Genomic DNA, 13,055 nt, shown 5'->3' with positions numbered 1-13,055 from the left:
AGATGAGATTTCCCATTACGTTAAGTAAGTAAGACCCCTTAGAGATGATGAGGTTGATAGGTCTCGGGTGGAAGCGTGGCGACACGTGGAGCTGAGAGATACTAATCGGTCGAGGACTTATCCAAATTTATAAAGCGTTGAATTCATCTAGCCATTATCCAGTTTTGAGAGAACCACTCTCAATTTAATAAGGATTTTTAGAAGCAAGAAGTTCAAGGAAGTGAAGTCCTGAGGAACGGATCGTATGTTAATACGTGAGTACCAGAAGGGCAAAACTGACGAAGAAATTCGTAGCTTATCAGAATCCGTAAAGTCTAGTGGCGATAGCGAAGAGGTCACACCCGTTCCCATGCCGAACACGGAAGTTAAGTTCTTCAGCGCCGATGGTAGTTGGGGGCTTCCCCCTGTGAGAGTAGGACGTCGCTAGGCTTTTTTTTATTTACTCGTTCCACAGTAGCTCAGTTGGTAGAGCAATCGGCTGTTAACCGATCGGTCGCAGGTTCGAGTCCTGCCTGTGGAGCCAATTTGCTTCCATAGCTCAGTTCGGTAGAGCACTTCCATGGTAAGGAAGGGGTCAGCGGTTCGAGTCCGCTTGGAAGCTCCAGCGTACATATCTAATTTACAGGTGACTTTCCATAAGGGAAAGTTTTTTTGTTATCTAATCATCGATACGTGACTGAATGCGAAGGATCAGTCTTTGAGCTGTGATTAATTCAAGTTCATAATTAAATGACAGTAACCTTATACTAGAACAAATTTCTTCAAAAAAGATTGAAAAAATGTTGCATTATCTAGAGTGATTTTGTTATAATACTTTTTGTCAGTGTGATGAGTCATTTTATGGCCCGTTGGTCAAGCGGTTAAGACACCGCCCTTTCACGGCGGTAACACGGGTTCGAATCCCGTACGGGTCACCAATCTTTAAAAGATTTTTAGAAGCAAGAAGAAATTCGCAGCTTATCAAAATCTGAATGGAGGATTAGCTCAGCTGGGAGAGCACCTGCCTTACAAGCAGGGGGTCGGCGGTTCGAGCCCGTCATCCTCCACCATTATGCCGGTGTAGCTCAATTGGTAGAGCAACTGACTTGTAATCAGTAGGTTGGGGGTTCAAGTCCTCTCGCCGGCACCACTTTTTACTATAAAGTTTAGCTGGAGGGGTAGCGAAGTGGCTAAACGCGGCGGACTGTAAATCCGCTCCCTGAGGGTTCGGCGGTTCGAATCCGTCCCCCTCCACCATTTAAGTTAGGATGGGCTATAGCCAAGCGGTAAGGCACCGGACTTTGACTCCGCCATGCGCAGGTTCGAATCCTGCTAGCCCAGCCATTCGAGCCATTAGCTCAGTTGGTAGAGCATCTGACTTTTAATCAGAGGGTCGAAGGTTCGAGTCCTTCATGGCTCACCATTTTGCGGAAGTAGTTCAGTGGTAGAACATCACCTTGCCAAGGTGAGGGTCGCGGGTTCGAGTCCCGTCTTCCGCTCCAAAGGTGCACCTAGTTCTTGGATTACCTTTTGAATGAAGAAACTTCAAGTGAATAACCTGCGGGTGTAGTTTAATGGTAAAACCTCAGCCTTCCAAGCTGATGTCGTGAGTTCGATTCTCATCACCCGCTCCATTATGGGGCCTTAGCTCAGCTGGGAGAGCGCCTGCCTTGCACGCAGGAGGTCAGCGGTTCGATCCCGCTAGGCTCCACCAAAGATAATAAATGTAACCTTAGATATCGTATCTAAGGATTTTTTGTATTTAAAGAAATAATTAACTATTATTCTATATTTCCTTCTATTCCCAAATAAAAGTGGTAAAATAGGTAGTATATTTTAAGGAAAAGTTTTATTAAAGTGAAACCTTTTCTTAGGTGGTTCGTATATACACTAACCGCACTATAAGCGGAGGGAATAGAAATGGATAGAATAATACAACAACTTATTAAAGAAGTTAAAAAAGGGGATCAACAGGCTTTTGGTGAATTAGTAGAATTGTTTAAAGATAGAGTCTATCAACTATCTTATCGAATGGTAGGTAACGTGCATGAAGCACAAGATATCGCGCAAGAAGCTTTTTTACGTGCTTATACAAATATTGATAGTTATGATACATCGCGGAAATTCTCAACATGGCTCTTTAGAATTACGACTAATCTTTCAATTGACCGTTTACGAAAGAAGAAACCAGATTATTTTTTAAGTGATCCTATTTCTGGCAGTGAAGGGTTAACGGTTCAATCACAAATTGCGGCAGATCAAGATCTGCCTGAGGAGCAAGTAGTAACGATAGAAATGCAAGAGTGGATACAGGATGAGATTAATCAACTTCCTCCGAAGTATCGTTCGGCGATCATACTCAAATACATCGAAGATCTTTCCCTAAAAGAAATTAGTGATATTTTGGATTTACCAGTTTCAACGGTAAAGACACGTATACATAGAGGGAGAGAAGCATTAAGAAAGAGAATGGGAAATAAATAAAGGGGGATTTAAGATGGCTTGTGAGCGCCAATATGTACTCTTAATGCATAAGTATTTTGACGGTGAAGCTTCTGAAAAAGAACGAGCTGAACTATATAAACATATAAACCATTGTGAAGTTTGCAGTGAACATTATAATGAGTTAAAACGTACAATTGCCTTTGTCCAGAGTTCATCACATATTTCTGCACCTAGTGATTTTACAGCTAATGTTTTAAAGCAATTGCCCGAAAGCAAAAAGGCGACATCTCGGGCTTGGAAAAGGTGGGTTAGACGGCATCCTTTCCTAGTGGCTGCTGCTCTATTTATAGTATTCATGTCCTCCAGTATTGTTTCCATCTGGAATCATCAAGAAGGACAACTAATGGTTTCGGGTGCCGGAAATTTTCAAATTGATAAAGAAACCGGGACAGTGGTTGTACCAGAAGGTGAAGTGGTTGAAGGGGATTTAACAATTCGTAATGGAAAACTTGAAGTAGCAGGTGAGGTAAATGGCAGTATATTGTTGATTAATAGTGAGCAATATTTAGCATCTGCTGGTTCTGTAAGCGGAGAAATAAAGGAAATTAACCAAGTGTTAGAATGGACTTGGTATCATATAAAAGAGTTTCTGTTAGAAGTAATTAATGTATTTGATGGAGAAAAAGAAAGCTAAGGGACTTTATAGAAAACTTCATAGTTTTAATATAAAACTAAAAATATGAAAGGTATTTCTTTGTGATATAATGAAAAAGCTACTTAATAGTATAGTTTTGTTTTACTAATGTTTGGAGGATACAAGCATGTTTCCTGACGGTGAAATTCAATTTCTTAGACATTTAGGCAGTATCGTTGATATATTATTGGTCACCTATGTTATCTATAAGCTAATTATGGTTATTCGAGGTACGAGAGCTGTACAGTTACTAAAGGGAATTACAGTCATCTTAGCTGTTTGGTTCCTAAGTAATATCCTTGGCTTACGTACGCTTCATTGGCTCATGACACAAACGGTGACTTACGGTTTACTAGCAATTATTATTATATTCCAGCCCGAATTAAGAAGAGCACTAGAGCAGTTAGGACGGGGAAGGTTTTTCTCAAGAACGAATGCTCCCCAAGAAGAGTTAGCCACAAAATCTATTGAAGCTATATTAAAAGCTGCAAGTTATATGGCTAAACGTCGTATTGGTGCTCTTATCTCAGTCGAAAGAGAGACGGGAATGAACGATTATGTGGAAACTGGGATTGGTATGAATGCTAAATTAACTTCAGAGCTATTAATAAATGTGTTTATCCCTAACACTCCTTTACATGATGGAGCAGTCATTATTAAAGAAAATGCTATTTTAGCTGCAGGATGTTATTTACCTTTATCTGAAAATCCATTTATATCAAAGGAGTTAGGTACACGACATCGTGCGGCACTAGGAATTAGTGAAGTGACAGATAGTATAACGATTGTCGTATCAGAAGAAACGGGGAACGTATCTCTTACAAAAAATGGAGAACTCCACCGAGATTTAAATGAAGAACAGTTACGACACCTATTAGAAAAAGAACTAATTATAGAAACGAAATCAACTTCGGCCTCTCGCTGGCAATGGGGAGGTAAGAAAAATGGATAAGTTTATTAATAGTCCATGGTTTGTAAAAATAATCTCATTCTTCATCGCTCTAATGCTTTTTATGATGGTGAATTACGATAATATCTACAATCAACCAGCAGGGGTCTTGCCTCCTGTTAGTCCTGGTACATACACATTAGAGGAAGTTGAAGTTACTCCAATTTTTGATACAGAACGCTTTGCAGTAACTGAAATGGCAGAGAGTGTGCAAGTCAATTTAAAAGGACCCCAAAGTTCAATTACACTTTTTCAATTTACTCGCCCTTCGTATGAGGTGTTTGTTGATTTAACCGACTTAGAGGCCGGTGTGCATAATGTAAGTGTTGAACATCGAGGTTTTCCAAATGATGTTACGGTCTCAATCGTTCCCAAGTTTGTTCGGGTTGTATTACAAGAAAAGAAAACCGTCTCCTTACCAGTGGAAGTGGAGTTAGTTAATAGAGACGAAGTTGCAGAAGGGTATTCCATTGGCACTCCGATTGTAACACCAGTTAACGTTGAAGTTACTGCAGCTGAAGAGTTTATTGATCAGGTTGCTATCGCTAAAGTATATATTGATGTAAAAGGCGCAGATCAAACGTTTGAAAAAAGCGGCCCTGTCAAGTTATATGATCATTTTGGAAATGAACTGCATCTTGATGTTGACCCATCTGTAGTTGATGTCCGAATACCAGTTACAAGTCCATATAAAGAAGTTCCTATAAAGGTATCTAGGCAAGGAGAACTCCCTGAAGGTTTAAGTATAAATACGTTGACTGTAGACCCAAAAGTCGTTACAATTTTCGGACCACAAGATGTTCTTAACAACATTTCCTTAATTGAAGGGATAGACTTAGATCTAAGTGAAATTACACAAAGCCAAACCGTTCAATTAACTGTGCCAAAGCCACGCGGAGTAGAGAAGGTGGATCCTGAGGTGGTTAATGTAACCGTTGAATTAAGTGTAGAAGAGACATTAATCTTAGAAGAGATACCGATCGAGATTACTGGTTTACCCGAAGGATATACAGCTGGATTTATTACGCCAGAAAATCAATTTACAGATGTTATTCTAAAAGGTTCACGTGTTCTATTAGATAAAGTAAGCAGAGGAGATATACAGGTTTTTGTTGATATTAATCAGCTTTCTCCAGGAGAACATGAAGTCGACCTACAAGTAGTAGGCCCCCAAAACTTGTTATTACAAACAGCAACTGAAAAGGCGTTAATTATAGTCGAGGAAAATGAACAAGAAGATCAATAAGGGATTTATTTGAAGGAGAGATTATTGATGGGTAAATATTTTGGAACTGATGGGGTGCGCGGTGTGGCCAATACGGAATTAACACCAGAGTTAGCATTCAAATTAGGCCGTATGGGTGGACATATCTTAACTAAAAATACTCAGAAACCGAAAGTACTAATTGGACGTGACACACGCATATCCGGTGAAATGCTTGAAGGTGCACTCGTTGCAGGGTTACTTTCAATCGGTGCGGAGGTTATGCGTCTAGGGGTTATCTCGACGCCAGGAGTTGCATTTCTAACAAAAGCTTTGAGTGCCCAAGCGGGTATTATGATTTCAGCATCTCACAATCCAGTTGCTGATAATGGAATTAAATTTTTTGGACCAGATGGGTTTAAATTATTAGATACCCAAGAACAAGAAATTGAAACACTCTTGGATCAAGAAGATACGTTACCTCGTCCAGTAGGGGCAGAATTAGGTCAGGTCAATGATTATTTTGAAGGAGGCCAAAAATATCTTCAGTTCTTAAAGCAAACTGTTCAAGAGGACTTTGCTGGTTTAAGAATTGCGCTCGATTGTGCCCACGGAGCTGCATCTTCATTAGCACCGCATCTATTTGCAGATTTAGAGGCAGATATTTATACGATGGGGACTTCTCCTAATGGTATTAATATTAATGACGGCGTTGGCTCTACACATCCAAAAGCACTAGCATCTTTAGTTGTTGATAAGGGAGCTCATTTAGGCTTAGCCTTTGACGGAGATGCAGACCGATTAATAGCTGTAGATGAAAAAGGAAATATTGTGGACGGCGACCAAATTATGTTTATTTGTGCAAAATATATGAAAGAACAAGGTTGGTTGAAACATAATACAGTTGTATCAACAGTTATGAGTAACCTAGGGTTCTATAAAGGTATTGAGGAAATTGGTGTTGAGACGAAACAAACCGGTGTAGGCGATCGCTATGTTATGGAAGAAATGAGAAAAGGCGGTTATAATCTTGGCGGCGAACAGTCTGGCCATATTATATTCCTCGATCATATTACAACTGGAGATGGTATGCTATCAGCTTTACAATTAGTGAATATTGTTAAAGCAACGGGTAAACCTTTATCTCAATTAGCAGGTGAGATGAAGAAATTCCCTCAAGTTCTTGTTAATATACGAGTAACGGATAAAAACGCAGTTCAGGAAAACGAAAAAGTCGCAGAAGTGATTGAAAAAGTCGAAGCTCAAATGGCAGGAAACGGACGTGTCCTTGTACGACCGTCGGGTACTGAGCCATTAGTTCGTGTAATGGTAGAAGCGAAAACGGAAGAACTTTGTGAACAATTCGTGAATGAAATTGCGGATGTCGTTCGAGCTGAAATGGGATTATCCGAATAAGAAAAAGCGGCACAAGAAGTGCCGCTTTTGCATATTTTTAATACTACATGGCTTGAAACTGGAGAAATATTCGAGTGGAATTACTATGTAAATATTTAACATCTTTACATTTCATTTAGGAAATAGATTGACCACTTTCAATGTCGTATTGTATTATTATCTTTGACTTTGAAAAAGACAGGAGGTCAGACAACTAGTCTCATTTTTAAAGCGCCTGAACTATTCTAGGATGATGAATAGTTGACGAGGAAGGGGTTTATCGAAGATCGGCGGATGCCCCTCGGTTGAACATCACAACCGAAAGTTTTTGTAAAAAACAGAGAGGTGACTTTCTGTACAAAATCAAAAGCATTGGTGTTAATAATTGACTATCAGAAGAGTGGGGGCAAGAAAAAAGCCCTTGGATAAGTGAAATCAACATGGGTGTTTCTTGCCTCCCGATTGGAGGAAATAAACCATGTGTGGAATTGTTGGATATATTGGAACGCAGGATGCCAAAGAGATTTTATTAAAAGGGTTAGAAAAGCTAGAGTATCGTGGCTATGACTCTGCCGGAATTGCAATTGTAAACGAGGAAGGTGTTCACCTTTTTAAAGAAAAGGGACGGATTGCAACACTACGTGAGGCTGTTGATGAGAATTTGACTGGAACGGTTGGAATTGGTCACACGCGTTGGGCAACACACGGGGAACCAAGTAAAGTTAATGCTCACCCTCATCAAAGTACATCACATCGTTTCACGATTGTTCATAATGGAGTTATTGAGAACTACTCACAGCTTAAACGTGAGTTTTTACAAGATGTGACGTTTGAAAGTGATACTGATACGGAAGTTATCGTTCAACTTGTAGAAAAGTCTCTTAATGAAGGTCAGACTGTTGAAAAAGCATTTCGTCAAACATTATCGTTACTAAAAGGATCATACGCTGCGGCGTTAATCGACGAGAAGGATCCGGAAAAAATCTATGTCGGTAAAAATAAAAGTCCGCTTTTAGTAGGGATTGGTGAAGATGTAAATGTTGTTGCAAGTGATGCGATGGCAATGTTGCAAGTGACAGATACATTTGTTGAATTAATGGATCAAGAAATTGTAATTGTTACTCGTGATGAAATAGAGATTAAGAATTTAGCAGGTGTAACGATTTCAAGAGAACCATTTAAAGCAGAATTAGATGCAAGTGACATTGAAAAAGGAACATATCCTCATTTCATGTTAAAAGAAATCGATGAGCAGCCTGTTGTTATTCGTAACATTATCTCTAAATATAAAGATAGTGATGACAAAATTCAATTAGATGGTAATATTCGAGAAGCGATGAAGGAAGCAGATCGTATTTATATTATTGCTGCTGGAACGAGTTATCATGCAGGATTAGTTGGAAAGCAACTCATTGAACGACTTGCAAAAAAGCCAGTAGAGGTTCACATTGCAAGTGAATTCTTATATAACATGCCGTTGTTATCAGAAAACCCACTCTTTATTTTTATCTCACAAAGTGGTGAGACAGCCGATAGTCGAGGCGTATTAGTGAACGTCAGAAAACTTGGCTATCGTGCTTTAACGATTACGAATGTACCTGGCTCTACGTTATCACGTGAAGCGAATTACACGCTTCATACGTATGCAGGACCAGAAATTGCAGTAGCTTCAACAAAAGCCTATACAGCGCAAATGGCTGTTCTAGCGATTCTTGCAGTAGATACGGCAAAGGCTCAAGGCTATGACATTGACTTTGATCCAATTTATGAATTGAGTCTTGTCGCAACATCTATTGAAGCTTTATGTGATCAAAAGGAAACACTCGAAAAATTAGCTAGAGATTTCTTATCAACGACTCGTAATTGTTTCTTTATCGGCCGCGGTCTTGACTTTTATGTAGGCCTAGAGGGAGCACTTAAATTAAAAGAGATTTCTTATATTCAAGCTGAAGGCTTTGCTGGTGGTGAGTTAAAGCACGGAACGATTGCATTAATCGAAGAAGGAACACCTGTCATTGCTTTAGCTACTCAAGAACATGTTAATTTAAGTATTCGAGGAAACGTGAAAGAAGTTGCAGCACGTGGGGCAAATCCTTGCATTATTAGTATGGAAGGTTTAGAGGATGTAGATGATGCATTTGTTATCCCGAGTGTACATGAGTACTTAACACCAATCGTAAGTGTAATTCCATTACAACTTATTTCATACTATGCTGCGTTACACCGTGGTTGTGATGTTGATAAGCCACGTAACCTTGCAAAGTCTGTAACTGTTGAATAATAAAATGTAATCGTCGGTATACAAGTTAAGTAATTTCAAAAACGAGGCCAATTAGGTCTCGTTTTTTGTTATTGCAAATTCTTTCTAAGCTGTCTGGCAAAGGTTGAGGGGCTACTGATCAGGGAATTTGAAATTTCACAAAACATTACTAAAAGTTGAGGAATAAATTACCATGTTTAGAATCGCAACTCTAGAAAATAATATAATTAAATCTTATTAAGGAGTTGATTTCTAGTGGCAAACAATAATTCTTCAAACCAACTAGTAGCACCAAATGCACAACAAGCAATTGATCAAATGAAAATGGAAATTGCACAAGAATTCGGTGTACAACTCGGAGCTGACACTACTGCTCGTTCAAACGGTTCTGTAGGTGGAGAAATCACGAAGCGTTTAGTACAAATGGCTGAGCAACAACTTGGCGGTTATCAAAGATAATATGTATGGCTTGGAGGAAGAGTAAACACTCTTCCTCCTTTTTGATATTAAGTTTATTTCGTCTTCTTTAATAGGTATTTACAGGTCGTGTAGTGAAGTCCTTCATGAAAAGATATAAATGTAAGAGCGTCTGAAACATTATCAAAAGTAGTACCAAATAAAACAAATGGTTTGGCAAAAGTAGTGTCACCATGCTCACTATTTAACTTCTGTACCGCTTTTAGTTGTTTCTGAGACATTTCCATGATTTCAGCTACAGATGGTGGTTCTTCTGTCCATTCAGATGGTCTTGTCTCCATATCAAACAACCTCTTATATAAGCTTGGTAACACAGGTTCGTAATGCTCAGAATGTCTTAATACCGTTTCAGCGATGACGAGAACGTGTCCAACATTCCAACGGACCGAATTGTTAAAACCCTCTGGAACCGCGTCGAGTTGGTGTTCTTTTGCGGCATTTAAAACTTGAATGTTAGCAGATCGAGCAAATGTAAATGCAGTAACAGCCATATTATACCCCCTAGTATTTTTTGATAATTCCGATAACAATTGTATACGAAAATGCAATAAAAGGAAACTGTTTTGCATTTGACGTAAAAAAAGGCGACATTAAGTCACCCTAAGAAATTAATTAGTTCTTACATTGTTTTGAGAAGAAATGGACTCAATAACCGAGTGGATTAAGTGCTTAGGTGCCATTTCTCCTCCAGAAAACAGTTGGATAGCGCCTTGTCGAGAAAGCAGCTTTCTTGTTATTTTTTCTTCACTCCAGCCACGGTTGTAAAGAGAGGTCGTTTCGGATATGAGTGTTTCTAGGAAATGCTTCTTTGCTTCAAGTGCTTCGTGTCCATGACCAACAACTCCTGCGTGTCCACAAAATACGGTATCAAATTGGTAATCTAAAATATGATTAACCGATTTCAATAATAGAGGCATCGATTCACCCTTCATACCATACAAGAGGCGCTTCCCTAGAAATAAATCACCAGCAAATAACCAGCCTTTCATTTCATTGACTAAACATATATGGTCGTTGGAGTGACCTGGTGTTTCCACAATCGTAAATCGATCATTTTCAGTTATAATGGAGCTTTGAACAACTTCTCCACGAACGCTTACGATTTCTCGTCCCCAAATTAAGCGTCTATACAATGGGATAGTCGGAGGAGCTTGAAGTATCATAGCTGTAAGAGCACTCATTTTAATGGGTAAACCAAACCGTTTCGATAAGGTAGCTGCATTACCAGCATGATCTTCGTGATGATGCGTAAGTATGATCTGTTTCGGTTTTACCTCTTGTACAAAATCAATAACGATTTCTTTGGCGCACACAGGACCTGTGTCAATGAGGAGACCGTCTATATAATAAACATTGAATGTGAATGTTCTTCCAAACTTTTTAATGGTTCCATGTAGACATGTGACTTCGTCGTGAGTTGAGATTGTCTTTGTGAGTTTCATTTTGACCACCTAGTCTGTAATATGAATATGAATTCAGTTATTATCTTACCACAACATTTTACAAATCATTTATGCGTTTTATATGGTTTGTGTATATTAGGTGCCAATGCTATATTTAGGATAACGAAATTCATTAGGGAGGAACGATTAATGCAAGAGTATCTAATTGTTTTAAATAAAGATGAGGATACGATTTCAATAGTTAATCTACAAACGAATGAGATTGAAAAAACAATTGAAACGGACTACAATCCTCATGAAGTAGTAGTTACACCAGATGGTAAGAAAACGTATGTAACATGCTCGTTAGGTAATAAAATGAATATTATAAACAATGAAACATTTGAAATTGAAAAAACACTGGAACATCCAGACTTCAACTTTCCTCATGGGCTAGGAGTAACGACTGACGGGAAAAAGATTTACATGGCATCTACATATAGTGAAAAAGTATTTATCATTAATAGTGAAACTGATGAAATTGAAAAGGTAATTCCTACATATCAAAAACTTTCGCATATGATTTCGTTCTCACCCGATGGGAAAACCGTATATGTTCCGAACATTGGTTCAGATAATATGACGGTAGTCAACACTGAAAAAGAGGAGATCATTAATCATTTTCCAGTTGGAAAAGCACCAGAAGGAGTAGCAGTACACCCGAATGGTGAACATTTATATGTAGCTAATCAAGGAGACAATAATTTATATGTGATTAATACACAAACTCTTGAAGTAGAGCACAAACGTCGTGTAGGAAGTGTGCCTATTCGTATCGTGTTTTCACCTGATGGCAAATATGCATTAATTCCAAACCGAGAGTCAGGCGATTTATCGATTATTGCAACAGCACATGAACTAAAAGGAAATGTAAGGCCATGGGAAGTAAAACGGATCCGTGTGGGCGTTTGGCCTGGAGGAACAGTATTTAATGCACAAGGTACACTAGCATTTGTAGCTAATAATAAAACAAACGACATTTCTGTCATTAATATGGAGACATTAAAAGAAGAACAAAGAATTGAAGTCGGTATTCATCCGGATGGGATTGCCTACTTAAAAAAATAATTTTAAATACTAATTCGCTTCCTACTGTGTGATTATAAAACATGGTAGGATCTTTTTATGAACAAATTGGAGGTCGTATCGGATGAAACAATCAATAAATTGGGGTGTATTAGGTGATGCTGGAATTGCGAAAAAAGCCGTAATCCCTGCGATAAAACGAGCAAACAATGCCAATATTCTAGCGATCAGCAGTCAAAAAGGTGCACCTAAACAAACAGCAGTAGAATTCAATATTCCGAAAGCCTACTCCTCTTATGAAGAACTGTTAACAGACCCGGAAATTGATGCGGTATATATTCCGTTACCCAATGCTCTCCATAAAAAGTGGGTGGTCGAAGCTGCTTTAAACGGCAAGCACATTCTTTGTGAGAAACCTGCAGCGTTAAACAGTAAAGAAGCAGAAGAAATGCTTGCAGTATGTGACCAGCAGGGAGTTAAGTTTATGGAAGCGTTCATGTATCAGTTTCACCCGCAACACACAAGAGTGAAGGAGATTATAAATTCAGGGGAGATTGGTACAGTCAAACAGATGAATTCAGCGTTCACCTATTTATTAGACTTAACAGCAAAGAATATTCGTTTAAACGCTCAACTTGGCGGAGGCAGTCTATACGATGTCGGCTGTTATTGTATTCATTCCATTCTTTCTATTTTAGAAATGGAGCCCCTTTCAGTGTATTGTAGAGGAAATATAGATGAAGAAAGCCAAGTCGATCTAACCGTACAAGGGACGATGACTTTTCCAGATCAGGTGATTGCAACGTTCTCGAGCAGTTTGGAGCAATATCCAGTCAATCAATACGAAGTCATTGGAACAAAAGGAAAAATTATTATAACTCAAGCATTTCGTCCTGATAAGCAAGGCGGGGAAGGAAAGCTTATTGTTGTAACTCAGGATGGAACCCGTGAAGAGAATTTTGTGGCCGATCAATACCGTGCTCAAATCGAACATTTTTCTAATGCCATCTTAAAAGAAGAGAATCTAAACGAAAGTAATCAGCATACGTTAAAAAATATGCGTGTCATGGATGCATGCTTCAGGTCTTTGTGTGAAAAGAAGAGTGTTGAAGTTCTTTAAATGGTAGAAAAATTAGTTTGTATGTCGAGTAAACTTTCATTATACTATTGGGATAAGAGCAAGA

Annotated in this window: 11 protein-coding genes, 11 tRNA genes and 2 rRNA genes; 22 read left to right on the top strand and 2 right to left on the bottom strand. The window is 38.8% G+C overall.

Annotated features, from left to right (window positions below):
* The 20 genes from N7Z68_RS22685 to N7Z68_RS22590 form a co-directional block, all read left to right on the top strand.
* Window positions 1-125: ribosomal RNA gene (locus N7Z68_RS22685) — 23S ribosomal RNA — on the top strand; the annotation flags it as partial.
* A gap of 188 nt (window positions 126-313) precedes the next feature.
* Window positions 314-429 (top strand): 5S ribosomal RNA (gene rrf / locus N7Z68_RS22680).
* A gap of 18 nt (window positions 430-447) precedes the next feature.
* Window positions 448-523 (top strand) — tRNA-Asn (locus N7Z68_RS22675).
* Window positions 524-527: 4 nt separating this feature from the next.
* Window positions 528-604 (top strand) — tRNA-Thr (locus N7Z68_RS22670).
* Window positions 605-842: 238 nt separating this feature from the next.
* Window positions 843-917 (top strand) — tRNA-Glu (locus N7Z68_RS22665).
* A 56-nt stretch (window positions 918-973) separates the two neighbouring features.
* Window positions 974-1,049, top strand: a tRNA-Val gene (locus tag N7Z68_RS22660).
* Window positions 1,050-1,053: 4 nt separating this feature from the next.
* A tRNA-Thr gene (locus N7Z68_RS22655) sits at window positions 1,054-1,129 on the top strand.
* 22 nt (window positions 1,130-1,151) lie between these two features.
* Window positions 1,152-1,236, top strand: a tRNA-Tyr gene (locus N7Z68_RS22650).
* Between the two features lie 12 nt (window positions 1,237-1,248).
* Window positions 1,249-1,323, top strand: a tRNA-Gln gene (locus N7Z68_RS22645).
* A gap of 3 nt (window positions 1,324-1,326) precedes the next feature.
* Window positions 1,327-1,402, top strand: a tRNA-Lys gene (locus N7Z68_RS22640).
* A gap of 4 nt (window positions 1,403-1,406) precedes the next feature.
* A tRNA-Gly gene (locus N7Z68_RS22635) sits at window positions 1,407-1,481 on the top strand.
* 58 nt (window positions 1,482-1,539) lie between these two features.
* Window positions 1,540-1,613, top strand: a tRNA-Gly gene (locus N7Z68_RS22630).
* A 4-nt stretch (window positions 1,614-1,617) separates the two neighbouring features.
* Window positions 1,618-1,693 (top strand) — tRNA-Ala (locus N7Z68_RS22625).
* A 206-nt stretch (window positions 1,694-1,899) separates the two neighbouring features.
* Window positions 1,900-2,463, top strand: coding sequence for an RNA polymerase sigma factor SigW (sigW, locus tag N7Z68_RS22620; protein WP_275120706.1), 564 nt, complete (start codon window positions 1,900-1,902; stop codon window positions 2,461-2,463).
* Window positions 2,464-2,476: 13 nt separating this feature from the next.
* Window positions 2,477-3,118, top strand: a complete 642-nt coding sequence (locus N7Z68_RS22615; RefSeq protein WP_275120705.1) for an anti-sigma factor family protein — start codon at window positions 2,477-2,479, stop codon at window positions 3,116-3,118.
* A gap of 127 nt (window positions 3,119-3,245) precedes the next feature.
* Entirely contained in the window at window positions 3,246-4,070 is an 825-nt protein-coding gene (gene cdaA / locus N7Z68_RS22610; RefSeq protein ID WP_275120704.1) for a diadenylate cyclase CdaA, read from the top strand.
* Window positions 4,063-5,313, top strand: coding sequence for a CdaR family protein (locus tag N7Z68_RS22605; RefSeq protein ID WP_275120703.1), 1,251 nt, complete (start codon window positions 4,063-4,065; stop codon window positions 5,311-5,313). Before cdaA ends, N7Z68_RS22605 begins: the two co-directional genes overlap by 8 nt.
* Before the next feature lie 27 nt (window positions 5,314-5,340).
* A complete protein-coding gene (glmM, locus tag N7Z68_RS22600) occupies window positions 5,341-6,687 on the top strand; it encodes a phosphoglucosamine mutase (RefSeq protein ID WP_275120702.1) in 1,347 nt (448 codons plus the stop codon).
* Window positions 6,688-7,144: 457 nt separating this feature from the next.
* On the top strand, window positions 7,145-8,947 hold the full coding sequence (gene glmS, locus N7Z68_RS22595) for a glutamine--fructose-6-phosphate transaminase (isomerizing) (RefSeq protein ID WP_275120701.1): 1,803 nt from the start codon (window positions 7,145-7,147) through the stop codon (window positions 8,945-8,947).
* Window positions 8,948-9,181: 234 nt separating this feature from the next.
* A complete protein-coding gene (locus tag N7Z68_RS22590; RefSeq protein ID WP_275120699.1) occupies window positions 9,182-9,385 on the top strand; it encodes an alpha/beta-type small acid-soluble spore protein in 204 nt (67 codons plus the stop codon).
* 53 nt (window positions 9,386-9,438) lie between these two features.
* On the opposite strand, the gene N7Z68_RS22585 is transcribed toward N7Z68_RS22590, so the two are convergent.
* A complete protein-coding gene (locus N7Z68_RS22585) occupies window positions 9,439-9,894 on the bottom strand; it encodes a DinB family protein (protein WP_275120698.1) in 456 nt (151 codons plus the stop codon).
* Between the two features lie 117 nt (window positions 9,895-10,011).
* Window positions 10,012-10,845 carry an MBL fold metallo-hydrolase gene (locus N7Z68_RS22580; protein ID WP_275120697.1) on the bottom strand — a complete coding sequence of 278 codons (834 nt, stop codon included), beginning with the start codon at window positions 10,843-10,845 and terminating at the stop codon, window positions 10,012-10,014.
* A gap of 150 nt (window positions 10,846-10,995) precedes the next feature.
* On the opposite strand from N7Z68_RS22580, the gene N7Z68_RS22575 reads away from it, so the two are divergent.
* Together N7Z68_RS22575 and N7Z68_RS22570 are read left to right on the top strand one after the other, a co-directional pair.
* The gene (locus N7Z68_RS22575; protein WP_275120696.1) at window positions 10,996-11,913 is read left to right on the top strand and encodes a YncE family protein; all 918 of its coding nucleotides are present in this window, start codon (window positions 10,996-10,998) and stop codon (window positions 11,911-11,913) included.
* Between the two features lie 82 nt (window positions 11,914-11,995).
* Window positions 11,996-12,991, top strand: coding sequence for a Gfo/Idh/MocA family protein (locus N7Z68_RS22570; protein ID WP_275120695.1), 996 nt, complete (start codon window positions 11,996-11,998; stop codon window positions 12,989-12,991).
* Window positions 12,992-13,055: the final 64 nt, after the last annotated feature.

This window comes from Alkalihalobacterium chitinilyticum, from assembly GCF_029028005.1.
Lineage (GTDB): Bacteria > Bacillota > Bacilli > Bacillales > Bacillaceae_F > Alkalihalobacterium > Alkalihalobacterium chitinilyticum.
This window is presented reverse-complemented; position numbering and strand designations above follow the sequence as displayed.